This window comes from Pseudomonas sp. EB271-G4-1 (assembly GCF_058791355.1).
Genome location: NZ_JBYTEO010000029.1, coordinates 49173 through 72426 on the forward strand (window position 1 = coordinate 49173; position 23254 = coordinate 72426).

A 23254-nucleotide genomic window follows, 5' to 3' on the forward strand; every position below is an offset into this window, starting at 1 on the left:
GGTCTGCATTGTTCTTTTAGAATCCCACAGACAACCAACAAGGAAGGGTGTCACCGATGATCAACGCGAAACTGCTGCAGTTGGCGATCAATGCCTCCAACGACGGTATCGTGATTGCTGAGAAAGAAGGCGATCAAGACAAGATCCTGATTTACGTCAACCCGGCCTTCGAACGCCTGACCGGTTACACCAGCGAGGAAATCCTCTACCAGGATTGCCGCTTTCTGCAATCAGGCGACCGTGATCAGGATGCCCTGGCGAAAATTCGTGACGCATTGAACAGTGAAGGCTCCTGCCGGGAAATCCTGCGCAATTATCGCAAGGATGGCACCCCATTCTGGAACGAGCTGTCGCTTTCGACGGTGAAAAATCCGAATGACGGGCAGGTTTATTTTATCGGAGTGCAGAAGGACGTGACCCTGCAGGTCAAGGCGCAGCAGCGAGTGACGCAGCTTGAAGCGCAACTGGCAGAGGTCCAGGCGGAGCTTGCTGCGCTCAAAGCGACGAACGGCAAAAACTAAACAGTGAATTAATTGTCATTAACTACAATCACCAGAGCCTCTGTAACTAAATTTTTCGAGCCTAACCATGCAACGCGACGCGCTCCTGACCCAGGATGAGCTGGATTTTATCCAGACCATGCAACACAACCCGCAACTGAACGTGCGGGATGCGACGTCGAGTCTGCTCGTTAATGGTGGATCGCAGATCCGTGACCTGCTCACGCGCCTGGCCGCGCATGAACAGGTTACCCTTCAAGCCAACTTCGAAAACCAGCAAATGACCTTCCCCCTGCACTTGGTGGAAGACGAGTTTCATGCCATGCACCTGCGCCTGGGCGTGCCGAGTATTTATGAAGGCGGGCCATCGGTCCGGCCGTGGCGACTGGTGCTCGACGAGCCGGTTGCGCTGGAAAACGCCAAGGGTCAACCCGGCACCCTGTGGGTGCACGAAGTATCGTTCAAAGGGGTTTTGCTGGAGATTCGCAACAAGACCAAGGCACCCAAGCACTTCGCCCTGTGGTTCAGCCCCTCAGGCTATGAGCGCATCGCCTTGCGCGGGACACTCGAAAAAGAAACCAAACAGGGTTTCTACGCCTACCAGTTGAGCCAGAACGACCTGGACGAAACCGAGCGCCTGCGTCAATTCATTCTGCAACAGCATCGCCTGGCGCATCCAACCCTGCACCTCTGACCTTCAGGTATCCAGGCTGCCGGCCAGAAACTGGCTCAGGCGCTGGCGCATCACCGTACCTTCGTTGCCCAGGCAACCGATCGATGACCCGGCGAGGCTTTCCTGCGCCAGGTCACTGGCATCCCCAGCCAGGAGCAAGGGGCAATCCAGGCTCATCGCCAGGCGATTCAGGCGCCGGGGCAAGTCGGGGGTGGGGACGTGATTGGAAACCAGCACCAGCGCCCTTGGCTTGATCCGCTCGCAGACCAGCGTCAGTTCGTCGAACGGTTGGCCGGTGGTCAGCACCCGCACCCCCATTTGATCGTTGCCGAGGAACAGGGCGGCGATCAGCAACTCAAGCTCGCGACACTGGCCCGCCAAGGCGCTGACGATGACTCGCCGGGGGTGACGGTCACGGATCAACAGCAGGCGCTGTACCACCCGCGAGCGCAGAAAACCATCGAGGAACAGCCACTCGCTGGCCCGGCCGAACGTATCCTGGCGCTGCAGCAATTGCCTCCACAGTGGAAGAATAATGTCCTGGAAAACCACCGGTTGGGAGTAGCTGGAAAAAATCTGCCCGTAGACCTGCTCCAGCCGGATATCGTCAAACGCACTGACCGCGGCTGCAAGCTGTTGCTGCCACTGTGCGTAATCCGCCTGCACCAGATCGCTGGGGATGATGTGAGCCAATACCTGTAGCGGCTCTGCCTTGGCCAGGATCTTGCCGATCTTGCTGACCGCCACACCGCGTTCGATCCAGTTGAGGATGCTTCGGACCCGCTCAATGTCCTGCATCGAATACAGGCGATGCCCGCTTTCGGTGCGAGTGGGCACGATCAGGCCATAACGACGCTCCCATGCGCGAAGCGTGACCGGGTTCACACCGGTCAGGCGCGCCACTTCGCGAATCGGGAAAAGCTCTTCCCGTTCCAGGGAGAGCGCTGGCGACACACCCGGGGCAACGTCGGTCAAGACAGGCATTTATAGGCCTACATCCATGTAATTATCTGGGCCCATTCTACCTCCCCTGTACCTCAATCATTCAAGAAATAGATTGTTACCAAGGTCACCGGCCTGGCAGGGAAATCAGGAATAGTACTTGCTTGCCCCAAAATACAGCCGCCACCACGGCGCTGCGCCTGCGCAACCGAAGACCCGAAACCTGCAGGTTCACGGCTCGTCGCTGGTATAGTTTTGCTCTTACCGCGATGCGAGCCGTTCATGACCTCTTCTGCAGCCCCCATTCTGATCACCGGTGCCGGCCAGCGTGTCGGCCTGCATTGCGCGCAGCGATTGCTCGAGGATGGCCATCGCGTGATTTTCAGTTACCGCAGCGAACGTCCCGGTGTACAAACCCTGCGCGATTTGGGCGCGATCGGGCTGTTCGCGGATTTCTCCAGTGAAGCCGGGATCGTCACCTTCATCAGTCAACTGAAAACCCACACCGACAGCTTGCGGGCAATCATCCATAACGCTTCCGAATGGCTGGCCGAGACGACGGACACCGATGCCGCCGCATTCACCCGCATGTTCAACGTGCACATGCTGGCGCCCTACCTGATCAACTTGCATTGCGCCGACCTGCTCGAACGCTCAAGCCCCGCCGACATTGTGCACATCAGCGATGATGTGACCCGCAAGGGCAGCAGCAAGCACATCGGCTACTGCGCCAGCAAAGCCGGGCTCGACAGCCTGACCCTGTCCTTCGCCGCCCGATACGCGCCCGGCATCAAGGTCAACACGATCGCACCCGCCCTGCTACTGTTCAATGCCGACGACGATGCCGACTATCGCGCCAAGGCACTGGCCAAATCCGCGCTGGGCATCGAACCTGGCAGCGAAGTGATCTACCAGAGCTTGCGTTATCTGCTCGATAACCCCTATGTCACCGGCACGACCCTGACCGTCAACGGCGGAAGGCACATCAAATAAGTGTCCCGAGGATCTTCCATGACGCTTTCCCTACATCAGAACTGCCTGTCACAGAGCTATCGCGAGATCCTCATCGGTCTCGGTGAAAACCCCGAGCGCGAAGGCCTGCGTGACACCCCGCTGCGCGCCGCCAAGGCCATGCAGTACCTGTGTCACGGTTACGAGCAAAGTGTCGAGGAAATCATCAACGGCGCCCTGTTCGCCTCCGACAACGATGAAATGGTGATCGTCGACAACATCGAACTCTATTCCCTCTGCGAACATCACCTGCTGCCCTTCATCGGCAAGGCGCATGTGGCTTATATTCCCACGGGCAAGGTGCTGGGTCTGTCGAAGATTGCCCGGCTGGTGGACATGTTCGCCCGTCGCCTGCAGATCCAGGAAAACCTCACCCGGCAAATCGCCGACGCCGTGCAACAGGTAACCGGCGCGGCAGGCGTTGCCGTGGTCATCGAAGCACAGCACATGTGCATGATGATGCGCGGCGTCGAGAAACAGAATTCGACCATGAACACCTCGGTGATGCTCGGCGCCTTCCGCGAGTCGAGCAATACCCGCCAGGAGTTCCTGCAATTGATTGGACGGAGCAAGTAGCAATGCCACAACTTCAACCAGGCATGGCGCGCATCCGGGTCAAGGACCTGTGCCTGCGCACCTACATTGGCATCAACGAAGACGAGATCCTCAACAAGCAGGATGTGTTGATCAACCTGACCATCCTCTATGCAGCCCAGGAAGCGGTGCGCGACAACGATATCGATCACGCGCTGAACTACCGCACCATCACCAAGGCGATCATCGCCCACGTGGAAGGCAATCGCTTTGCCCTGCTCGAACGCCTGACCCAGGAGCTGCTGGACCTGGTCATGGCCAACGCGTCGGTGCTGTACGCCGAGGTCGAAGTCGACAAGCCCCACGCCTTGCGCTTCGCCGAGTCGGTGTCGATAACGCTCGCGGCAAGCCGCTAAGCTTCAAGCTTCAAGCAGCAAGCTGTAAACTTCGACTCACCGCCATCCATCTTGCAGCTTGAAGCTGTCTCAGAGAGACCTATGACCGATCAAGAACGCCTTGAGCTCGAAGCCGCCGCCTTCCGCCGGCTGGTGGCCCACCTGGACAGCCGCAAGGATGTGCAGAACATCGACCTGATGAACCTCTCGGGCTTCTGTCGCAACTGCCTGTCCAAGTGGTACAAGGCAGCGGCCGATGAACGCCAGATCGAGGTCAGCCTCGATCAAGCCCGCGAAGTGGTCTACGGCATGCCGTACGCCGAGTGGAAAGCCCAATATCAGCAAGAAGCCAGCGCCGAACAACAATCGGCGTTCGCCAAAGGAAAACCCAATGAGTGATTTGAACACCCTGCGCGCCAGCCTCAAGAGTGGCGAACACGCTTTCGCCGATACGCTGGCATTCATTGCCGCCGGCTACGATTACCAGCCCCAGGCCTTCACCAATGGCGGCGTGGAAAACGCCGCCGGGCAGAACGAAGGTTCGTGCAAGACGCTGGGCCTGGCCCTGCTGGAAGGCCTGAGCGATGAAGAAGCGCTGCTGGCGTTCGGCGAGCATTACCGCTCGGTGCTGGCGACGCCCGAGGGCAGCGATCACGGCAATATCCGTGCGTTGATCGAGCATGGCCTGGCCGGTGTGAAATTCACCCGACGGCCGCTGACCCGCCGCTGATTCAGACGCAAAAGATCGCAGCCTGCGGCAGCTCCTACAGGATCTAGTTCATTCGCAACATGGCGGTGCGCCCGTAGGAGCTGCCGAAGGCTGCGATCTTTTGATCTTTTGCACATCCCGACTTTAAAGATTAACCCGGCGACTTTATTTCGTTTGCCGGGCACCGCTGCTCCCGGCTTAGATAAAAACAATCTTCCTTCTTCCGAGCCGGTCAGCCATGCGCAGCGAAACCATCAGCCAGTCGATCAATATCGTCCACCCTGTCACGCTCAGCCACGGCAAAAATGCCGAGGTCTGGGACACCGACGGCAAACGTTACATCGACTTTGTCGGCGGCATCGGCGTACTGAATCTAGGTCACTGCCATCCCCGTATCGTCGAAGCCATTCGCGAACAGGCCACGCGGCTGACCCACTACGCCTTCAACGCCGCGCCCCATACCCCCTACCTTGAGCTCATGGATCGCCTGGCGGCGTTCATTCCGGTGGATTACCCGGTCAGCGGCATGCTCACCAACAGCGGCGCCGAAGCAGCGGAGAATGCACTGAAGATCGTCCGTGGCGCGACTGGTCGCACAGCCGTGATTGCCTTCGATGGCGCCTTTCATGGCCGCACGCTGGCCACTCTCAACCTCAACGGCAAGGTTGCCCCCTACAAACAGAAAGTCGGCGTGTTGCCGGGGCCGGTGTATCACTTGCCGTTCCCCAGCCGGGACAACGGCGTGACCTGTGTCGAGGCGCTCAAGGCCATGGAGCGCCTGTTCAGCGTCGAGATCGACGTCGAGGACGTGGCCTGCTTTATCGTCGAACCCGTGCAGGGCGAAGCGGGTTTCCTGGCCATGGATGTCGAGTTCGCCCAGGCGCTGCGCACGTTTTGCGACGAAAAAGGCATCGTACTGATTGCCGATGAAATCCAGTCTGGTTTTGGCCGCACTGGCCAGCGGTTTGCGTTCTCGCGCCTGGGCATCGAACCGGACCTGATCCTGTTGGGCAAAAGCATTGCCGGCGGCATGCCGCTGGGTGCGGTGGTCGGGCGTAAGTCGCTGCTGGATAACTTGCCCAAGGGTGGGCTTGGCGGTACTTATTCCGGCAACCCGATCGCCTGTGCCGCTGCGCTCGCGACCCTGGATGAAATGACGGACGCCAATCTGCGAGCCTGGGGCTCACAACAGGAGGAAGCGATAGTCAGTCGCGTTGAAACCTGGCACGCGAACAAGCTGTCGCCGTACCTGGGTCGCCTGACCGGCGTGGGCACGATGCGCGGCATTGAGCTGATCAAGACCGACGGCACACCCGCTTCGGCGCAGTTGACGCAACTGCTGGCCCTGGCCCGGGACGCCGGGTTGTTGCTGATGCCCAGCGGAAAATCGCGGCACATCATTCGGCTGTTGGCGCCGTTGACGATTGAAGCGGCTGTGCTTGAAGAAGGCCTCGACATCCTTGAGGCGTGCCTGCAGAAGTTAACCTGAACATACGGTCCCCTGTAGGAGCTGCCGAAGGCTGCGATCTTTTGATCTTGCTTTGTATAAGATCAAGATCAAAAGATCGCAGCCTTCGGCAGCTCCTACAGGGGGGCATTTGTGTTGCCCACAAAAAAACCGGCAGAAGCCGGTTTTTTCTTTTCTACAGAATCAAGCGTTCTGCAGGTTGTCCAGGTAACGCTCGGCATCCAGTGCCGCCATGCAACCGGCGCCAGCGGAGGTGATCGCCTGGCGGTAGACGTGGTCAGCCACGTCACCGGCGGCGAAGATGCCTTCGAGGTTGGTCGCAGTGGCGTTGCCGTCACGGCCGCCGTGTACGACCAGGTAGCCGTCTTTCAGCGTCAACTGCCCTTCGAACAACGAAGTGTTCGGGGTGTGGCCGATGGCGATGAACACGCCATCGACTTTCACTTCGTCGAAGCTTCCGTCGTTGTTCTTCAGGCGGGCACCGGTCACGCCCATGTTGTCGCCCAGGACTTCGTCCAGGGTCGCGTTCAGCTTCAGGATGATCTTGCCTTCGGCCACGCGAGCGTTGAGCTTGTCGATCAGGATCTTCTCGGCGCGGAAGGTTTCGCGACGATGGATCAGGGTCACGGTGCTGGCGATGTTGGCCAGGTACAGGGCTTCTTCGACAGCGGTGTTACCGCCACCGACCACAGCCACGGGCTTGTTGCGGTAGAAGAAACCGTCGCAGGTCGCGCAGGCCGAAACGCCTTTGCCCATGAACGCTTCTTCCGATGGCAGGCCCAGGTAACGAGCGCTGGCGCCGGTGGCAATGATCAGGGCGTCGCAGGTGTAGGTCGCGCTGTCGCCGGTCAGGGTGTACGGCTTGGCGGCGAAGTCCACGGCATTGATGTGATCGAAAACGATCTCGGTTTCAAAGCGCTCGGCGTGCTCACGCATCCGCTCCATCAACGCCGGGCCGGTCAGGCCGTGGACATCACCCGGCCAGTTGTCGACTTCAGTGGTGGTGGTCAGTTGACCGCCGGCCTGCATGCCGGTGATCAAAAGTGGCTTGAGGTTGGCACGGGCGGCATAGACGGCGGCGCTGTAACCGGCAGGGCCGGAACCGAGAATAATCACTCGCGAATGACGAACTTCAGACATGACCTGCTCCTGTTGACCGGCCCGGAATACCTGGCGCGGAACGCCGGCTGACCGGCGGGAATAAAAAAGGACCATTGAAAGCACTTGGGGAAGGCTTGAACTCGACAGTCCTGTAAAAAGATTGGGTGCAGCGTATCGAGGGGGCGAAGATTAAGGAAATACGGTTTAACAATCCAGCTCATAGGTGGTCTCTATCCCCACAGAGTGTTTCCCAGGACGCCTTTGTTACAGTTAATGTCGATGTCGCTGTCGCGCTTTCGCCGGTCAGGCAAAGCCGGTAAGGTCGGCGCGTTTCCCACTGCCCGGAGCCTGTTATGCCCGCCCCTGTTCTGTCCGGCCCGCAATACTTGCGCGAAGGCCTCAAGCTGGTCCTGAGCCCCAGTTTGCGTTTGTTCGTATTGTTACCGCTGGCAATCAACCTGGTGCTGTTCGTCGGATTGATCTACCTGGCCGGCCATCAGTTCAGTCTGTGGGTCGATACACTGATGCCGTCCCTGCCCGAGTGGCTGAGTTTTCTCAGTTACATCCTGTGGCCGATTTTCGTCGTGCTGGTGGTGTTGATGGTGTTCTTCACCTTCACCATGCTGGCCAACGTCATCGCTGCGCCGTTCAATGGTTTTCTCGCAGAGAAAGTCGAAGTGGTGGTGCGCGGCACCGACGACTTCCCGGCCTTCAGCTGGGGTGAGCTGATCGCCATGATCCCCCGTACCCTCGCACGGGAAATGCGCAAGCTCGGGTATTTCCTGCCCCGGGCGCTCGGGTTGTTCATTCTTTCGTTCATCCCGGTGGTGAACATCATCGCGGCACCGCTGTGGCTGGTGTTCGGCGTGTGGATGATGGCGATCCAGTACATCGACTACCCGGCGGACAACCACAAGCTTGGGTGGAACGAGATGCTCGCCTGGTTGCGCGAAAAGCGCTGGCAGAGCATGAGTTTCGGCGGGAGTGTTTACTTGGTGCTGCTGATTCCGGTGGTCAACATCCTGATGATGCCGGCGGCGGTGGCCGGGGCGACTTTGTTCTGGGTGCGCGAGCGTGGGGCGGAGAATCTGGTGACCCAACGCTAGATCGGTCACAAATCCATCATCTCGTCGTCACAACGCCGACATGGCCTCAGCCGACACTGGGGCCATGACGACAGCCCTGCATATCACCCTGATCACCGAAACCTTCCCTCCGGAAATCAATGGCGTGGCCAATACCCTTGGCCGCCTGTGCGACGGTTTGCGCGCGCGCGGGCACCAGGTGGAATTGGTGCGACCACGCCAGGGTTGCGATCAATCGGCGAGCAGTGACGATGAGTTGTTGCTGTGCCGGGGCTGGCCGCTGCCGGGCTATCCCGGATTGCAATGGGGGCAGTCGTCGATGCACAAGCTGCTGCGGCGCTGGAAGCGTCATCGCCCGGATGTGCTGTACATCGCCACCGAGGGTCCTTTGGGATTGTCGGCATTGCGCGCGGCACGACGCCTGGGTATTTCAGTGGTGAGCGGCTTTCACACCAACTTCCAGCAGTACTCCAGCCAGTATGGATTCGGCATGCTGACTCGATTGCTGACCCATTACCTGCGTTGGTTCCACAATCGCTCGAACCTGACGCTGGTGCCCAGTGTCAGCCAGCGCATGGAGCTGGAACGTCGGCATTTCGAGCGCCTGGCATTGCTGTCCCGCGGCGTCGACAGCCAGCTGTTTCACCCAAGCAAACGCTTGAATGCGCTGCGTGAGCAATGGGGGCTGGGCGAGAAGGACATTGCCGTTATCCATGTAGGCCGTTTGGCACCGGAGAAAAACCTCGGTTTGCTCAAACGCTGTTTCGACACGCTCAAGGCCACTTATCCACAGCGCATTCTGAAACTGATCGTGGTGGGCGATGGTCCGCAACGACAGCTGATGGAAAGCGAGTTACCCGAGGCGATTTTCTGCGGGACACAACGCGGTGAAGCCCTGGCCAGTCACTATGCGTCCGGGGATGTGTTTCTGTTCCCAAGCCTGACCGAGACCTTCGGCAATGTGGTGCTTGAGGCATTGGCCTCTGGACTGGGGGTGGTGGCTTACGACCAGGCGGCAGCGGCGCAGCATATTCGTCATGGCTACAACGGCGTGCTGGCGATGCCGGGGGATGAAGCGGCATTTTGTGATGCCGCGACGTGGTTGCTGGAGAAGCGCGAAACCTTGCGCTGTGTGCGGCTCAATGCGCGCCAGCATGCCAGTCGGCAAGGGTGGGCGGCGATTGTCGAGCAATTCGAGGGGCAGTTGCGGGGGGCCTGTGTTGGGGAGGTGGTGGTGCCGAATGCACCGACTCTGCCCTGAGATATTGGGTGCCATTCAGTCAGTCTTCGCGAGCAGGCTCGCTCCCACAGGTTTTGTGTACAACGCATAACCACTGTGGGAGCGAGCCTGCTCGTGAAAGCATTCTTCCAGACGCCGCTTAAACCAGCGTCATCAACGCCTCACGACTGAACGGCAGGATGTCTTCCTCGCGACCGTCACGTACTTTCTGCGCCCAGTCGGGGTCCACCAACAGTGCACGGCCGACCGCCACCAGATCGAACTCGTCGTTGTTCAGGCGCTCCAGCAGTTTTTCCAGGCTGGCCGGCTGCGCCACCTTGTCGGTGTTGACCATGAACTGCAGGAACTCACCGTCCAGGCCTACGCTGCCTACGGTGATGGTCGGCTTGCCAGTGAGCTTGCGGGCCCAGCCCGCCAGGTTCAGCTCGGAACCGTCGAACTCCGGCTCCCAGAAACGGCGTGTCGAACAGTGGAAAATATCCACCCCGGCATCGGACAATGGCTTGAGGAATTCGCCCAACGCCTCAGGTGTTTGCACCAGGCGCGCGGTGTAGTCCTGCTGCTTCCACTGGGAGAAACGGAAGATGATCGGGAAACCTTCGCCGACCGCTGCACGCGTGGCCTGAATCAATTCAATGGCGAAACGCGAACGGTTGGCCAGGCTACCGCCGTATTCGTCGGTGCGCTGGTTGCTGCCTTCCCAGAAGAACTGGTCGATCAGGTAGCCGTGGGCACCATGGATTTCCACGCCGTCCATGCCAATGCCCTGGGCATCCTTTGCCGCCTGGGCGAACGCGGCGATCACGTCCTGAATGTCCTGCTTGGTCATACCGTGAACCACGACCTGACCGTCCTTCACTTTTTCCGACGGGCCATAACCCGGCACGCTGGCGTCCGGCTCGGTGCCGATACGGCGCACACTGCCGACGTGCCACAGTTGCGGAACGATCTTGCCACCCTCGGCATGAACCGCATCCACGACTTTTTTCCAGCCCGTCAGCGCCGCTTCGCCGTAGAACTTCGGAACGTTCGGGTAGCCGTTGGAAGCCTTGTGCCCGACAGTGGTGCCTTCGGTGATGATCAAGCCCACGCCGGCCGCAGCGCGACGGCGGTAATACTCGATCACTTTGGAATTCGGTACGCCGCCTGGCGAAAACGAGCGGGTCATCGGCGCCATGACGACGCGGGTCGGCAGTTCGAGGGTGCCGAGGTGGAACGGTTTGAACAAGGCTTTGACGGGCATGGGGACGCTCCACGGGAATAGACTTTATGACGGCTATAATATGGAGGCTTGCACGCGCTGAACAGCACTATTGATATGGGTGATTAAACATCAGAAGGGGGGATGTTGTAGGAGCCGGCTTGCTGGCGATGGACACGAAAACACCGCGTGGTGTCAGGCAATGCGCGTCATCGTTGACGACCATCACCAGCAGGCCGGCTCCTACGAAGGGGTATGTCAGGCCAAGGCTTTTTCGATTGCCTGAACCACACTCGGATCATCCGGCGCCGTACGCGGTGAAAACCGCGCCAGCACACGACCATCTTTACCCAGCAGGAACTTCTCGAAGTTCCAGGTGATGTCACCAGGAAACTCCGCGCCCTCGCCTGCCAGCAACTTGTACAGCTGGTGACGCTCGTGACCGTTGACTTCCAGCTTGCTGGACAACGGAAAGGTCACGCCATAGTTGAGGCTGCAGAAGTTCTTTATTTCCTGCTCGGTACCGGGTTCCTGACCGGCAAACTGGTTGCATGGCAAGCCCAGCACGCTGAAGCCTTTACCTTTGTATTGCTGGTAGAGGTTTTCCAGCGCCGCGTACTGTGGCGTCAAGCCACATTTGGAGGCCACGTTGACCACCAGCACGACTTGCCCCTTGAAAGGTGCCAGAGGCAGCACCTGGCCATCCAGGGCTGTCAAATTAAGTTCGTGAAAAGCACTCATGACGTACTCCAGATTCCCGTGTTCTTCTCGAAACAGCCACTTGGTGGTGTCGCCTGGAACAGCCGCAGACTAAAAAGGCGCCCTCGGGGCGCCTCTCCAGCTATCTGAGCTTAGCGCAGAAATCAGTGGTGATGGCCACCTTCGCCATGGACGTGGCCATGAGCGATTTCTTCCTGGCTGGCATCACGAATGTTGATGATCTTGACCTGGAAATTCAGGCGCTGACCCGCCAATGGGTGGTTGCCGTCTACGGTGACGTCGTCGCCGTCCAGATCGCGGATGGTCACGATCTGCATTTGGCCGTCCGGAGCGGAAGCATGGAACTGCATGCCCACTTCCAGCTCGTCGACACCTTCGAACATGCTGCGGCTCAGGGTGCTGACCAGTTCGGCAGCGTACTCGCCATAGGCATCTTCCGGTTCAACGGCTACGGTCAGCTCGTCGCCGACTGCTTTGCCTTCCAGCGCCTTTTCCAGGCCCGGGATGATGTTGCCTGCGCCTTGCAGGTAGACCAGCGGCGCGCCGCCGGCGGAGCTGTCGATGACCTCACCAGCGTCGTTGGTCAGGGTATAGTCGATGGAGACAGCCTTATTGGCGGCGATCAGCATGGGGCGAGACCTTTTGCATAAGAATATAGAAAGACCCAGTTTAGCGAAGCAATCGCCCGAAAGCGAACACAACCCGGACAGACGGGGTGCGACGATCACAGGCTTCCATCAGGACGAGGACGGCCACTGGGTGGCCGAGCTTTCGTGCGGCCATACCCAACACCTGCGCCATCAGCCACCCTGGCAATCGCGGGCCTGGGTCATGGACCCTGCGCAGCGCCAGGAAAAAATAGGCCAGCCCTTTGATTGCGGTTGGTGCGCACAAGGCTCGGTTAGCGATAACCTTGGCGACTGAATTTCGGTAGTTGGCCAGTTATAGGCCGGCACCATTGCCATGCACCTTTAGAGAATCCGCATGCAAACTTTTTTTATCGCACCCACCGATTTTGGCGTGGGCCTGACCTCCATCAGCCTCGGGCTGGTGCGCACTCTCGAGCGGGCCGGCCTCAAGGTTGGCTTTTTCAAGCCGATTGCCCAGCCCCATCCAGGTGACACCGGCCCTGAACGCTCCACCGAGCTGGTGGCGCGTACCCACGGCCTGAAACCGCCGCAACCCTTGGGCCTGGCCCATGTCGAGCGCATGCTCGGCGACGGCCAGCTCGATGAGTTGCTCGAAGAAATCATCACCCTTTATCAGCAGGCCGCCATCGGCAAGGATGTGTTGATCGTCGAAGGGATGGTCCCGACCCGCAGCGCCAGCTATGCCGCGCGGGTCAACTTGCACCTGGCCAAGAGCCTCGATGCCGAAGTGATCCTGGTTTCGGCACCGGAAAACGAAGTACTGACCGAATTGTCTGGTCGAGTGGAACTGCAAGCGCAATTGTTCGGCGGCCCCAAGGATCCGAAAGTCCTCGGCGTGATCCTCAACAAGGTCAAGACCGAGGAAAGCATGGAGGCCTTCGCCGCACGCCTGAATGAACACTCGCCGCTGTTGCGCAGTGGCGACTTCCGTCTGCTCGGTTGTATTCCATATCAGCCGGAACTGAATGCGCCGCGCACTCGAGACGTGGCGGACTTGATGGGCGCACAGGTGCTCAACGCCGGCGACTACGAAACCCGGCGCATGACCAAGATCATCATTTGCGCGCGTACCATGCGCAACACCGTGGAGCTGCTCAAGCCCGGCGTGCTGGTGGTGACCCCTGGCGATCGTGACGACATCATCCTCGCCGTGAGCCTCGCGGCCATGAACGGCGTACCCCTGGCCGGCCTGTTGCTGACCAGCGACACCCTGCCCGACCCGCGCATCATGGACTTGTGTCGCGGCGCCCTGCAGGCGGGCTTGCCCGTGTTGTCGGTGAGCACCGGGTCCTATGACACCGCCAACCAGCTCAATGGCTTGAACAAGGAAATCCCGATCGACGACCGCGAGCGCGCAGAAATCATCACCGATTTCGTCGCCAGCCACCTCGACGCCAACTGGCTGCACCAGCGCTGCGGTACCCCTCGGGAAATGCGCCTGTCGCCAGCGGTGTTCCGTTATCAATTGATCCAGCGCGCCCAGTCCGCCAACAAGCGCATCGTCCTGCCGGAAGGTAGCGAACCGCTGACCGTACAAGCCGCCGCCATCTGCCAGGCCCGTGGCATTGCCCGTTGCGTGTTGCTGGCCAAGCCTGCAGATGTCGAAGCCGTGGCCCGCGCGCAAGGCATCGAACTGCCGCCGGGGTTGGAAATTCTCGACCCTGACCTGATTCGCGAACGCTACGTCGAGCCGATGGTCGCCCTGCGCAAGAGCAAAAGCCTCAACGCCCCGATGGCCGAGCAGCAACTGGAAGACACCGTGGTGATCGGCACCATGATGCTGGCGCTGGATGAAGTCGACGGCCTGGTGTCGGGCGTCATTCACTCCACCGCCAATACCATCCGCCCGGCACTGCAACTGATCAAGACCGCACCGGGCTGCACCTTGGTGTCGTCGGTGTTCTTCATGCTGTTTCCCGAAGAAGTGCTGGTCTATGGCGACTGCGTGATGAACCCGCACCCGAGCGCCGTCGAACTGGCCGAGATTGCCCTGCAAAGCGCAGACTCGGCGGCGGCATTCGGCATCACTCCGCGCGTGGCGATGATCAGTTATTCCAGCGGTGAATCAGCCAGTGGCGAGGAAGTCGAGAAAGTACGCGAGGCGACGTTGCTTGCCCATGAACAACAAAACTCGTTGCTGATCGACGGCCCGTTGCAGTATGACGCCGCTGCCAACGAAACCGTGGCCCGGCAACTGGCACCGAACAGCCAGGTGGCCGGTCGCGCCACTGTGTTCGTATTCCCCGACCTGAACACCGGCAACACCACCCACAAAGCCGTACAGCGCAGCGCCGACTGCGTCAGCCTCGGCCCGATGCTGCAGGGACTGCGCAAACCGGTGAACGATCTGCCGCGCGGCGCGCAGGTCGACGACATCGTCTACACGATTGCCCTGACCGCGATTCAGGCGGCCAACCGACCTATGGATGTGTAAATGCTGGATTTTCTACCTGCCCCGGCGCGCGGCGTGATCGCCGCGCTGCTGCTGGCGCTGAACACGATTTTGCTGTGCTCGTTCCTGTTCTGTGTGGCGCTGATCAAGGTCCTGCCGTTCGCATTCACCCAACGCATTGCACACTGGTTGATGAGCCATACCCACGAAGCCTGGATCAGCGTCAATAAAGGCTGGATGAACCTGGTCCGTCGCACGCGCTGGCACGTCAGCGGCCTGCAAGGCCTGGACTATCAACACTCGTACCTGGTCACCAGCAATCACCAGAGCTGGGTCGACATCCTGGTGCTGCAATATGTGCTCAATCGACGTATCCAGCCGCTGAAGTTCTTTCTCAAGCAGGAGTTGATCTGGGTACCGGTGATCGGCCTGGCCTGGTGGGCACTGGGCTTTCCGTTCATGAAGCGCTACTCCAAGGCCTACCTGGAAAAGCACCCGGAGAAGAAAGGCAAGGACCTGGAAACCACGCGCAAGACTTGTGCGAAGTTTCGCAACAACCCGGTGGGTATTTTCAATTTCGTTGAAGGCACGCGCTTCACCGAAGGCAAGCATGCCCAGCAGAAATCGCCGTTCAAGTACCTGCTGAAACCCAAGGCCGGTGGGATTGCGTTTGTGCTAGATGCCATGGGTGAACAACTGGAATCCATCGTCAACGTGACGATCCATTATCCAGCCGGGCGCCCGGGTTTCTGGGATTTGCTGTGCGGGAATGTTGCGGATGTGGTGGTGCACTTTGAAGAGCTGAAGATTCCGCCGCAGTTCATAGGCAAGAACTACGACCAGGACGGTGAGTATCGCCTGCAGTTCCAGGGCTGGATCAACCAGATGTGGCAGGACAAGGATGCTCTGCTTGCGCAGATGCACCGCGAGTATCCAGCGCAGTAACTGTATTCAATCCGACCCAGCACCTGCGACTGGGCACTGGTTTGCAAAACCTCGGGAATACCCTGCCCCAAGTAACTGTCTGGGGTAGGGTACGTTGCGAGCAGTTTGATTACACTACGGGTTGTTTTTTAGTTGCCCGACAACATGCTGATAATAATCAATACGCTTGTGTTCGATTGAGTTTGAGTAGGCCCGACCGTCCCTTTGCACCTTAAACTGCTCTGCACGCCGACTAACACTTTCATTTCTTTTATTAACACTACTATCATCCATCTCCTTCAGGGTAGATATAGAGTGGCCGTGCTTATGAAAGTTTGACGGCAGCGTGACACCCACCTTTATCCTTATGTTTTTTATGTACTCAGATGCACTTTCATCATAAAATCTGGTCATGGTCTGACCACCAGCATCCATTTGTTTCAACAAGGACTCCGTTACGCTTTCATCCTTGAAATTTTGTATCGCGGTGCTGAGGGCAAAAATCGCACAATCGAACTGTGATTTTTGACCATTAATCTCAACAAACCCCACTTTAGGGACTGGCACCTTCAGGTGCTCTGTTTGGAATTTAATTCCTTCCACTAAGCTTGAGAATCCATGATTAACTGGGGCGTTTTTGTCGCCGTGTAAAAATGCAGGTTCATAGATCACCATAGAGCGCAATCCGTTAGAACTGATCCGAATATCAACAGCAGCAAAATGCGGCTCGGCTTTCTCATTGCTCCTAACCATCTTCACAACGGCTTGCCCTTTGTATGGCCCCGTTTTTTCCAATACAAATCTGGTTAAGTCATCAGTACTGCAAAAATATTTAAGCTCAATGCCTCTATGTAAACTACTTTCAGCATTGACCATCGACGACATCAACCTTTCATCGGCGTAACCCATTAGATAATCCGGTTGATTGTTGGCCTCCACTGTTTTGACCGCAAACGCCAGCGCCGCGGCTGGATAGTTGGCCAACAGCAGTTTCTGCATTTTCACCTGTGCAGGCGTGCTTTTTATCGAGTCTACATGCTGCATTGCTTGCTCTAATGTTTTAAGGGTGAGCTTCACATCACCACAATTTCGAACACCCTTGATTATCTTACTCAACTTACTAACAGTCTTTGATGAGATGTCACTCTGATTTGATTTGAGTGATATAGCCTGCGCCAATGTATGACCAGAATTAATCCTACCCATCGTAATGCACCTTTCATTTGCGCTATTCAGCCGCCAGCTCATCGACAGCCATTTAAAATTTACTTCCTCACAAATTAAAGAGCCATCAATTGATGACTAGACTTGCCTGGAGCAGGTAGTTTTTTTGAGTATAAATAAAATTATTGATTTTCGATTACAAAAAACGCTCAAAAAGCGAGAATGGGGAGCAGCTTGCTGGCGATGGCGATTCAAAAACACAAAAAAACCCGCAGACGATCACTCATCTGCGGGTTTTCTATTGCAGTTAGAAGTTTGTCGCTACTCCTGCTTTAGATCGCGCCACGCTTGCGCAGCAATTCCAGCACCTGCTTCACGCCGTCTTCCAGCGACACGGACTGGGTGTCGATCACCAGATCGGCATCCAGCGGCACGTCGTACGGGAAGGACTCGCCCGGGATGTTATCCCCGGCCGCCGCGTACAAACCCTGCGGGTCACGTTCGGCACAGACCGTCGGCGAGGCCTGGACGTAGACCGTCAGCAGGCGTTCTTTGCCGATCAGCTCCCGAGCCTGTTCACGACCTTCGGCACTCGGAGCAACGAACGCTGCCAGGGTCAGCAGACCGGCTTCGTTGAACTGACGCGCCACGTGCGCGGCACGACGCCAGTTCTCGGTGCGCCCGGCGCGATCCTGCGGCAGACCTTTGTTCAGGTCGTGACGCAGGTTCTGGCCATCGAGCACGTACACCGCACGACCCAGGTCGAACAGTTTGCGCTCGACTGCATAAGCCAGGGTGCTTTTGCCCGCGCCCGACAAGCCACTGAACAGCACGGTGGCGGGTTGCTGGCCAAAGCGCTGCGCGCGCTCTTCGGTAGCGACGTGGGCCAGCTTGCCGTGGTGGGTGCTGGTGCCATGCGCCAACGGCTGCGCGACGATCATGCCGGCACCGACGGTGCCGTTGGTCAGGCGGTCGATAATGATAAATGCACCGGTGGTGCGGTTGCTGTCGTAACCGTCGAGGGCGATCGGCGCGTCGAGCGCGATCTTGACCTTGCCGATTTCGTTCAGCTGCAGCGCACTGGCCGGGCCTTCTTCCAGGGTATTCACGTCGACCTTGTTGACGATGCTGGCGATGGAACCCGGCACGTAACTGGTGGCGCGCTTGATGTCGTATTTCTTGCCTGGCAGCATCGGCTCTTCAGCCATCCACACCAGCATCGCTTCGAAGCTGTCGGTGACTGGCGGCACGTTGTCGGCATGCACCAACAGGTCGCCACGGGAGATGTCAATCTCGTCTTCCATGGTCAGGGTTACCGCCTGACCTGGACCAGCGTGCTCCAGTTCACCTTCGAAGGTGACGATGGATTTCACGCGGCTACTCTTGCCCGACGGCAGCACCACGACTTCGTCGCCCTTCTTGACGATGCCGCTGGCCAGGGTGCCGGCGAAACCGCGGAAGTTCAGGTTTGGACGGTTGACGTATTGCACCGGGAAACGCAGGTCGGTGAAGTTGCGGTCGCCCGCCACTTCCACGGTCTCGAGGATTTCCATCAGCGACTGGCCGGTGTACCACGGCGAGCGCTCGGATTTGTTCACCACGTTGTCGCCTTTGAGCGCAGACATCGGCACGAAGTGCATCGTGGTGGGCTTCATCTTCAAGCCTTCGGCGAACTGCAGGTAGTCAGCCTTGATCGACTCGAACACGCCCTGGTCGAAGTCCTTGAGGTCCATCTTGTTGATGGCAACGACGATATGCTTGATGCCCAGCAACGAGGCGATGAAGCTGTGGCGACGGGTCTGGGTCTGCACGCCGTAGCGGGCGTCGACCAGGATGATCGCCAGGTCACAGGTGGAGGCACCGGTGGCCATGTTGCGGGTGTACTGCTCATGGCCGGGGGTGTCGGCAATGATGAATTTGCGTTTGGCGGTGGAGAAATAGCGGTACGCGACATCGATGGTGATGCCTTGCTCACGCTCGGCCTGCAGGCCATCGACCAGCAGTGCCAGGTCGATGTCTTCACCGGTGGTGCCGACTTTTTTCGAGTCGCGGGTAATCGCTTCAAGGTGATCTTCGTAGATCATCTTGGAGTCGTGCAGCAGGCGCCCGATCAGGGTGCTCTTGCCGTCGTCGACGTTACCGCAGGTCAAAAAGCGCAGCAGCTCTTTACGTTCGTGCTGGCCCAGGTAGGCGAGGATGTCCTCGCTGATCAAATCAGATGCGTGCGACATGACAGCCCCTTAGAAATAACCTTGACGTTTTTTGTCTTCCATCGAGCCTGCGCCATCGTGGTCGATGACACGGCCCTGGCGCTCGGAAGTTCGCGTCAGGAGCATTTCCTGAATGATGTCCGTGAGGCTTTCGGCCTCGGACTCCACCGCGCCCGTCAACGGATAGCAGCCAAGGGTACGGAACCGCACTTTCTTCTTGACGATGCGCGCTTTGTCTTCATCGCTCAGGTGTTCGAGGATGCGCTCGTCGTCGATCATGATCAGGGTGCCGTTCTTCTCGATGACTTCACGCTCGGCGGCGAAGTACAGCGGGACGATCGGGATGCCTTCCAGATAGATGTACTGCCAGATGTCCAGCTCGGTCCAGTTCGACAACGGGAATACGCGGATGGATTCGCCCTTGTTGACCTTGCCGTTGTAGACGTTCCACAGCTCGGGGCGCTGGTTTTTCGGGTCCCAGCGGTGCTTGCTGTCGCGGAACGAGTACACACGCTCTTTGGCGCGAGACTTCTCTTCGTCGCGGCGGGCACCACCGAAGGCGGCGTCGAAACCATATTTGTCCAAGGCCTGCTTCAGGCCTTCGGTCTTCATGATGTCGGTATGCTTGGCACTGCCGTGGGTGAACGGATTGATGCCTTGTGCCACGCCGTCGGGGTTCACATGGGTGATCAGGTCCAGGCCCAGCTCGGCGACCATCTTGTCGCGGAACCTGTACATCTCCTGGAATTTCCACTGGGTGTCGACGTGCATCACCGGGAACGGCAGCTTGCCGGGGAAGAACGCCTTGCGTGCCAGGTGCAGCATCACGGCGGAGTCTTTACCGATGGAGTACAGCATCACCGGGTTGTCGAACTCGGCGGCCACCTCGCGGATGATGTGGATGCTTTCCGCCTCCAGCTGTTTCAGATGCGTCAGTTTGTCGACCATGGCTACTCACGAAAACATTCTTATGAACGGCCAGCGGGCCGTGTTCGAGCGGGGAATCCTAGCACAGCGCCCCCTTCTAATGAGGACGCGAACTAGATCGAAAGAGCATATGAATATGCCCGCCTGTTTGGGCGTTCATCGGCGAACTCATCTCTGTAGGAGCTGCCGCAGGCTGCGATCTTTTGATCTTGATCTTGAAAAAGCAAAATCAAAAGATCGCAGCCTGCGGCAGCTCCTACAGGGGGGCCTCTCAGATGGGGTTCGGGCAATCGATGAAGATGTGCTCAAGGGCAAACCGTTTCGCCAGGTAATCACCCAGCGCCTGCACGCCGTAACGCTCGGTGGCGTGGTGCCCGGCAGCAATGAAGCTGATGTCGTTTTCACGGGCGCTGTGGAAGGTTTGCTCCGAGGCTTCGCCGCTGAGGTACAGATCGACGCCCGCCAGTATCGCCTGGTCGATGTAGCCCTGACCGCCACCGGTGCACCAGCCAACGCGGCGGATCATTGCGCTGCCTTCAATCAGCAATGGCTCGCGGCCCATGACTTCTTGCACACGGCGGGCGAAATCCCGGGGGGAGGCAGGCTCGTTCAACGAACCAACCAGGCCGACGATCTTCAGGTTGTCCGGGTCCAGCGGACCTTCGACGGTAATGTCCAGTTGCCGTGCCAACTGCACGTTGTTGCCAACATCAGGGTGCAGGTCCAGCGGCAGGTGATAGGACAGCAGGCTGATGTCGTGCTTGAGCAGGGTCTTGAGGCGGCGCTGCTTCATGCCGGTGATGCACGGGTTCTCGCCTTTCCAGAAGTAGCCGTGATGCACCAGCACCAGATCCGCGTTGGCCTCCACCGCAGCATCGAGCAAGGCCTGGCTGGCGGTAACGCCGCTGACGATGCGCATCACCTGCGGCCGGCCCTCGACCTGCAGGCCGTTGGGGCAGTAATCGGCAATTTTCGAACTAGCGAGGTAACGGTCGGCTTCTTCGACCAGGGTGCTCAGGGCGACGGCCATAAAAGACTCCTAAATATCCCGTTCAGAGGCACGCGCGGCCTCGTATAATGCGCGTCATTATGAGCGGTCTCATACCGCCTGCAACTCTCTCAGGACGTGTTTAATGCTCAAGGCGCTGCGTTTTTCCGGCTGGCCGCTGTTGGCCGGCGTGCTTGTCGCTCTGTTAATCATCCAGCGTTACCCGCAGTGGGTCGGGCTTCCAAGCCTCGACGTCAACCTGCAACAGGCCCCGCAAACCACCAATATGCAGCAAGGCCCGGTGTCCTATTCCGACGCGGTGACCACCGCCGCGCCGTCGGTGGTGAACCTGTACACCACCAAAGTCATCAACAAACCCAATCATCCGCTGTTCGAGGACCCGCAGTTTCGTCGATTCTTCGGCGACAACTCGCCCAAGCAGAAACGCATGGAGTCGAGCCTGGGCTCCGGCGTGATCATGAGCCCGGAAGGCTACATCCTGACCAACAACCACGTGACCAGCGGTGCCGACCAGATCGTGGTGGCGCTCAAGGACGGCCGTGAAACCCTGGCTCGGGTGATTGGTAGCGACCCGGAAACCGACCTCGCGGTCCTCAAGATCGACCTGAAGAAACTGCCTTCGATCACTGTCGGCCGCTCGGACAACATCCGCATCGGCGACGTGGCCCTCGCCATCGGCAACCCGTTCGGCGTCGGCCAGACCGTAACCATGGGCATCATCAGTGCCACCGGGCGTAATCAGCTGGGCCTGAACAACTACGAAGACTTCATCCAGACCGACGCCGCGATCAACCCCGGCAACTCCGGCGGTGCGCTGGTGGACGCCAACGGCAACCTGACCGGCATCAACACGGCGATCTTCTCCAAGTCCGGAGGCTCGCAAGGCATTGGCTTCGCGATTCCGGTGAAGCTGGCCATGGAAGTGATGAAATCGATCATCGAACACGGCCAGGTGATTCGCGGCTGGCTCGGTATTGAAGTGCAGCCATTGTCCCAGGAACTGGCGGAGTCGTTTGGCTTGTCGGGGCGTCCGGGCATCGTCGTCGCCGGGATTTTCCGCGACGGTCCGGCGCAGAAAGCCGGCCTGCAACTGGGCGACGTGATTCTCAGCATCGACGGCGAACCGGCTGGCGATGGCCGACGCTCGATGAACCAGGTCGCGCGGATCAAGCCGACCGATAAGGTCACGATCGAGGTGATGCGCAACGGCAAGGAACTCAAGCTCACGGCGGAAATCGGCTTGCGCCCGCCACCGGCGCCGGTCAAAGAGAAAGAAGAAAACTAAAGCAGTCGAGGTACATGATCGTTCCCACGCTCTGCGTGGGAACGATCAGTGTGACGGAGGTTTAGAGGTCGCCGAGGCCGTCGATCAGGGCCTGGTTTTGCTCAGGCGTGCCGATCGAAATCCGCAGGAATTGGGCAATCCGCTCCTGTTTGAAGTGCCGGACGATCACGCCTTGCTCGCGCAGTTTAGCTGCCAGGCCTGCCGCATCGTGCTTGGGGTGACGGGCGAAAATGAAGTTCGCGGCCGACGGCAGCACTTCAAAGCCCTTCGCCTGCAACTGCGCGACCACCTTGTCGCGGCTCTCGATGACCAATCGGCACGTCTTGTCGAAGTACTCACGATCCTCGAACGCCGCCGCCGCGCCGACGTTCGCCATGCGATCGATCGGATAGGAGTTGAAGCTGTTCTTGATCCGCTCCAGCGCCTCGATCAGGTCCGGATGGCCCACCGCCAGGCCAACCCGCAGGCCCGCCAGGGAACGGGATTTTGACAGGGTCTGGGTCACCAGCAGGTTCGGATAACGGTCTACCAACGTGATTGCCGTCTCGCCACCGAAGTCGATGTAAGCCTCATCCACCACAACCACCGAGTCCGGGCTGCCCTTGAGGATTTGCTCGACCGCGTCCAGCGCCAACAGGCAACCGGTCGGTGCGTTCGGGTTGGGGAAAATGATCCCGCCGTTCGGTTTTGCGTAGTCCGCAGGATTGATCTGGAACTGCTCGTCGAGCGGCACCGCATCGAACTTGATGCCGTACAGCCCGCAATAGACCGGATAGAAGCTGTAGCTGATGTCCGGGAACAGCAGCGGCTGATCGTGCTGCAGCAACCCGTGGAAGATGTGCGCCAGCACTTCGTCGGAGCCGTTGCCGAGAAATACCTGGTTACTCTGCACGCCGTAGTACTTGGCCACGGCATTTTTCAGCAGATCGCTGTTCGGGTCCGGGTACAGGCGCAGATTGTCGTTCAGTTCGGCCTGCATCGCAGCCAAGGCCTTGGGCGATGGACCGTACGGGTTTTCGTTGGTGTTGAGCTTCACCAGTTTCGCCAGCTTTGGCTGCTCGCCCGGTACGTAAGGCACCAGGTTCTTGACGAACGGGCTCCAGAATTTACTCAT

General features: G+C 58.9%; 24 protein-coding genes. 14 read left to right on the forward strand and 10 right to left on the reverse strand.

The features are described 5' to 3' along the window. Positions 1–56: 56 nt before the first annotated feature. Both AC3WWR_RS16215 and AC3WWR_RS16220 read left to right on the forward strand, forming a co-directional pair. Positions 57–521 carry a PAS domain-containing protein gene (locus AC3WWR_RS16215; RefSeq protein ID WP_020796677.1) on the forward strand — a complete coding sequence of 155 codons (465 nt, stop codon included), beginning with the start codon at positions 57–59 and terminating at the stop codon, positions 519–521. Positions 522–588: 67 nt separating this feature from the next. Then, complete coding sequence (locus AC3WWR_RS16220; RefSeq protein ID WP_020796676.1) at positions 589–1194, forward strand: hypothetical protein; 606 nt, start codon at positions 589–591, stop codon at positions 1192–1194. Between the two features lie 3 nt (positions 1195–1197). On the opposite strand, the gene AC3WWR_RS16225 is transcribed toward AC3WWR_RS16220, so the two are convergent. Next, positions 1198–2157, reverse strand: a complete 960-nt coding sequence (locus AC3WWR_RS16225; RefSeq protein WP_020796675.1) for a MerR family transcriptional regulator — start codon at positions 2155–2157, stop codon at positions 1198–1200. A 240-nt stretch (positions 2158–2397) separates the two neighbouring features. On the opposite strand from AC3WWR_RS16225, the gene folM reads away from it, so the two are divergent. The 6 genes from folM (at position 2398) to AC3WWR_RS16255 (ending at position 6253) form a co-directional block, all read left to right on the forward strand. Continuing rightward, entirely contained in the window at positions 2398–3108 is a 711-nt protein-coding gene (folM, locus tag AC3WWR_RS16230) for a dihydromonapterin reductase (protein WP_492598875.1), read from the forward strand. Positions 3109–3126: 18 nt separating this feature from the next. After that, positions 3127–3702: a GTP cyclohydrolase I FolE gene (gene folE, locus AC3WWR_RS16235; RefSeq protein ID WP_020796673.1), complete on the forward strand. Its 576-nt coding sequence runs from the start codon at positions 3127–3129 to the stop codon at positions 3700–3702. 2 nt (positions 3703–3704) lie between these two features. Next, positions 3705–4076 (forward strand): dihydroneopterin triphosphate 2'-epimerase, encoded by a 372-nt coding sequence (folX, locus tag AC3WWR_RS16240; RefSeq protein WP_020796672.1) that lies wholly within the window; start codon positions 3705–3707, stop codon positions 4074–4076. 81 nt (positions 4077–4157) lie between these two features. Continuing rightward, positions 4158–4454, forward strand: a complete 297-nt coding sequence (locus AC3WWR_RS16245; RefSeq protein WP_492598876.1) for a DUF1244 domain-containing protein — start codon at positions 4158–4160, stop codon at positions 4452–4454. Then, entirely contained in the window at positions 4447–4785 is a 339-nt protein-coding gene (locus AC3WWR_RS16250) for a HopJ type III effector protein (protein ID WP_432669010.1), read from the forward strand. Before AC3WWR_RS16245 ends, AC3WWR_RS16250 begins: the two co-directional genes overlap by 8 nt. A gap of 217 nt (positions 4786–5002) precedes the next feature. Next, complete coding sequence (locus AC3WWR_RS16255; protein WP_033042618.1) at positions 5003–6253, forward strand: 2-aminoadipate transaminase; 1251 nt, start codon at positions 5003–5005, stop codon at positions 6251–6253. Positions 6254–6415: 162 nt separating this feature from the next. Here AC3WWR_RS16255 and trxB read toward each other — a convergent pair whose 3' ends face one another. After that, entirely contained in the window at positions 6416–7372 is a 957-nt protein-coding gene (trxB, locus tag AC3WWR_RS16260; RefSeq protein WP_033042914.1) for a thioredoxin-disulfide reductase, read from the reverse strand. Positions 7373–7686: 314 nt separating this feature from the next. On the opposite strand from trxB, the gene cysZ reads away from it, so the two are divergent. Both cysZ and AC3WWR_RS16270 read left to right on the forward strand, forming a co-directional pair. Further along, positions 7687–8439, forward strand: a complete 753-nt coding sequence (gene cysZ / locus AC3WWR_RS16265; protein WP_020796667.1) for a sulfate transporter CysZ — start codon at positions 7687–7689, stop codon at positions 8437–8439. A 40-nt stretch (positions 8440–8479) separates the two neighbouring features. Further along, positions 8480–9679 carry a glycosyltransferase family 4 protein gene (locus tag AC3WWR_RS16270; protein ID WP_492598877.1) on the forward strand — a complete coding sequence of 400 codons (1200 nt, stop codon included), beginning with the start codon at positions 8480–8482 and terminating at the stop codon, positions 9677–9679. 118 nt (positions 9680–9797) lie between these two features. Here the strand turns inward: AC3WWR_RS16270 and AC3WWR_RS16275 are convergent, their stop codons facing one another. From AC3WWR_RS16275 to AC3WWR_RS16285, 3 genes are all read right to left on the reverse strand, one after another. Then, positions 9798–10901, reverse strand: coding sequence for an NADH:flavin oxidoreductase (locus AC3WWR_RS16275; protein WP_492598878.1), 1104 nt, complete (start codon positions 10899–10901; stop codon positions 9798–9800). A 216-nt stretch (positions 10902–11117) separates the two neighbouring features. Next, on the reverse strand, positions 11118–11600 hold the full coding sequence (locus AC3WWR_RS16280) for a glutathione peroxidase (RefSeq protein ID WP_020796663.1): 483 nt from the start codon (positions 11598–11600) through the stop codon (positions 11118–11120). Between the two features lie 122 nt (positions 11601–11722). Continuing rightward, positions 11723–12208 carry an FKBP-type peptidyl-prolyl cis-trans isomerase gene (locus AC3WWR_RS16285; protein WP_008054392.1) on the reverse strand — a complete coding sequence of 162 codons (486 nt, stop codon included), beginning with the start codon at positions 12206–12208 and terminating at the stop codon, positions 11723–11725. Here AC3WWR_RS16285 and AC3WWR_RS16290 point away from each other — a divergent pair. Genes AC3WWR_RS16290 through yihG form a run of 3 tightly spaced genes read left to right on the forward strand, consistent with a single transcriptional unit; the run spans position 12177 to position 15566 of the window. Continuing rightward, positions 12177–12503, forward strand: a complete 327-nt coding sequence (locus tag AC3WWR_RS16290) for a DUF3565 domain-containing protein (protein ID WP_042955296.1) — start codon at positions 12177–12179, stop codon at positions 12501–12503. The two genes, AC3WWR_RS16285 and AC3WWR_RS16290, sit on opposite strands and share 32 nt — an antisense overlap. A gap of 60 nt (positions 12504–12563) precedes the next feature. Continuing rightward, a complete protein-coding gene (gene pta / locus AC3WWR_RS16295) occupies positions 12564–14663 on the forward strand; it encodes a phosphate acetyltransferase (protein ID WP_020796661.1) in 2100 nt (699 codons plus the stop codon). After that, the gene (yihG, locus tag AC3WWR_RS16300; RefSeq protein ID WP_492598879.1) at positions 14664–15566 is read left to right on the forward strand and encodes a 1-acylglycerol-3-phosphate O-acyltransferase, YihG family; all 903 of its coding nucleotides are present in this window, start codon (positions 14664–14666) and stop codon (positions 15564–15566) included. Between the two features lie 114 nt (positions 15567–15680). Here yihG and AC3WWR_RS16305 read toward each other — a convergent pair whose 3' ends face one another. The 4 genes from AC3WWR_RS16305 to AC3WWR_RS16320 all read right to left on the reverse strand — a co-directional run bounded on the left by AC3WWR_RS16305 (position 15681) and on the right by AC3WWR_RS16320 (position 20876). Then, positions 15681–16751 (reverse strand): YopJ family acetyltransferase, encoded by a 1071-nt coding sequence (locus AC3WWR_RS16305; protein ID WP_492598880.1) that lies wholly within the window; start codon positions 16749–16751, stop codon positions 15681–15683. A 290-nt stretch (positions 16752–17041) separates the two neighbouring features. Next, positions 17042–18940, reverse strand: a complete 1899-nt coding sequence (cysN, locus tag AC3WWR_RS16310) for a sulfate adenylyltransferase subunit CysN (protein ID WP_020796658.1) — start codon at positions 18938–18940, stop codon at positions 17042–17044. 9 nt (positions 18941–18949) lie between these two features. Further along, positions 18950–19867: a sulfate adenylyltransferase subunit CysD gene (cysD, locus tag AC3WWR_RS16315; protein ID WP_020796656.1), complete on the reverse strand. Its 918-nt coding sequence runs from the start codon at positions 19865–19867 to the stop codon at positions 18950–18952. A gap of 250 nt (positions 19868–20117) precedes the next feature. Continuing rightward, a complete protein-coding gene (locus tag AC3WWR_RS16320; RefSeq protein ID WP_248678167.1) occupies positions 20118–20876 on the reverse strand; it encodes a Nif3-like dinuclear metal center hexameric protein in 759 nt (252 codons plus the stop codon). Positions 20877–20979: 103 nt separating this feature from the next. Here AC3WWR_RS16320 and algW point away from each other — a divergent pair, with 103 nt between their 5' ends. Beyond that, positions 20980–22140 carry a Do family serine endopeptidase AlgW gene (algW, locus tag AC3WWR_RS16325; protein WP_020796654.1) on the forward strand — a complete coding sequence of 387 codons (1161 nt, stop codon included), beginning with the start codon at positions 20980–20982 and terminating at the stop codon, positions 22138–22140. A gap of 61 nt (positions 22141–22201) precedes the next feature. Here the strand turns inward: algW and hisC are convergent, their stop codons facing one another. Next, positions 22202–23254 (reverse strand): histidinol-phosphate transaminase, encoded by a 1053-nt coding sequence (gene hisC / locus AC3WWR_RS16330; protein WP_492598881.1) that lies wholly within the window; start codon positions 23252–23254, stop codon positions 22202–22204.

What these genes read in the sequence shown, in the direction of transcription:
- AC3WWR_RS16255 (WP_033042618.1), top strand. Translation starts at nt 5,003, where the DNA reads ATGCGCAGCGAAACCATCAGCCAGTCGATCAATATCGTCCACCCTGTC.
- AC3WWR_RS16275 (WP_492598878.1), bottom strand. Translation starts at nt 10,901, where the DNA reads ATGCCCGTCAAAGCCTTGTTCAAACCGTTCCACCTCGGCACCCTCGAA.
- trxB (WP_033042914.1), bottom strand. Translation starts at nt 7,372, where the DNA reads ATGTCTGAAGTTCGTCATTCGCGAGTGATTATTCTCGGTTCCGGCCCT.
- AC3WWR_RS16220 (WP_020796676.1), top strand. Translation starts at nt 589, where the DNA reads ATGCAACGCGACGCGCTCCTGACCCAGGATGAGCTGGATTTTATCCAG.
- cysN (WP_020796658.1), bottom strand. Translation starts at nt 18,940, where the DNA reads ATGTCGCACGCATCTGATTTGATCAGCGAGGACATCCTCGCCTACCTG.
- cysZ (WP_020796667.1), top strand. Translation starts at nt 7,687, where the DNA reads ATGCCCGCCCCTGTTCTGTCCGGCCCGCAATACTTGCGCGAAGGCCTC.
- AC3WWR_RS16250 (WP_432669010.1), top strand. Translation starts at nt 4,447, where the DNA reads ATGAGTGATTTGAACACCCTGCGCGCCAGCCTCAAGAGTGGCGAACAC.
- AC3WWR_RS16270 (WP_492598877.1), top strand. Translation starts at nt 8,480, where the DNA reads ATGGCCTCAGCCGACACTGGGGCCATGACGACAGCCCTGCATATCACC.
- folM (WP_492598875.1), top strand. Translation starts at nt 2,398, where the DNA reads ATGACCTCTTCTGCAGCCCCCATTCTGATCACCGGTGCCGGCCAGCGT.
- algW (WP_020796654.1), top strand. Translation starts at nt 20,980, where the DNA reads ATGCTCAAGGCGCTGCGTTTTTCCGGCTGGCCGCTGTTGGCCGGCGTG.
- AC3WWR_RS16285 (WP_008054392.1), bottom strand. Translation starts at nt 12,208, where the DNA reads ATGCTGATCGCCGCCAATAAGGCTGTCTCCATCGACTATACCCTGACC.
- folE (WP_020796673.1), top strand. Translation starts at nt 3,127, where the DNA reads ATGACGCTTTCCCTACATCAGAACTGCCTGTCACAGAGCTATCGCGAG.
- AC3WWR_RS16305 (WP_492598880.1), bottom strand. Translation starts at nt 16,751, where the DNA reads ATGGGTAGGATTAATTCTGGTCATACATTGGCGCAGGCTATATCACTC.
- AC3WWR_RS16245 (WP_492598876.1), top strand. Translation starts at nt 4,158, where the DNA reads ATGACCGATCAAGAACGCCTTGAGCTCGAAGCCGCCGCCTTCCGCCGG.
- AC3WWR_RS16290 (WP_042955296.1), top strand. Translation starts at nt 12,177, where the DNA reads ATGGAGACAGCCTTATTGGCGGCGATCAGCATGGGGCGAGACCTTTTG.
- AC3WWR_RS16225 (WP_020796675.1), bottom strand. Translation starts at nt 2,157, where the DNA reads ATGCCTGTCTTGACCGACGTTGCCCCGGGTGTGTCGCCAGCGCTCTCC.
- AC3WWR_RS16215 (WP_020796677.1), top strand. Translation starts at nt 57, where the DNA reads ATGATCAACGCGAAACTGCTGCAGTTGGCGATCAATGCCTCCAACGAC.
- AC3WWR_RS16280 (WP_020796663.1), bottom strand. Translation starts at nt 11,600, where the DNA reads ATGAGTGCTTTTCACGAACTTAATTTGACAGCCCTGGATGGCCAGGTG.
- cysD (WP_020796656.1), bottom strand. Translation starts at nt 19,867, where the DNA reads ATGGTCGACAAACTGACGCATCTGAAACAGCTGGAGGCGGAAAGCATC.
- pta (WP_020796661.1), top strand. Translation starts at nt 12,564, where the DNA reads ATGCAAACTTTTTTTATCGCACCCACCGATTTTGGCGTGGGCCTGACC.
- yihG (WP_492598879.1), top strand. Translation starts at nt 14,664, where the DNA reads ATGCTGGATTTTCTACCTGCCCCGGCGCGCGGCGTGATCGCCGCGCTG.
- folX (WP_020796672.1), top strand. Translation starts at nt 3,705, where the DNA reads ATGCCACAACTTCAACCAGGCATGGCGCGCATCCGGGTCAAGGACCTG.
- hisC (WP_492598881.1), bottom strand. Translation starts at nt 23,254, where the DNA reads ATGAGTAAATTCTGGAGCCCGTTCGTCAAGAACCTGGTGCCTTACGTA.
- AC3WWR_RS16320 (WP_248678167.1), bottom strand. Translation starts at nt 20,876, where the DNA reads ATGGCCGTCGCCCTGAGCACCCTGGTCGAAGAAGCCGACCGTTACCTC.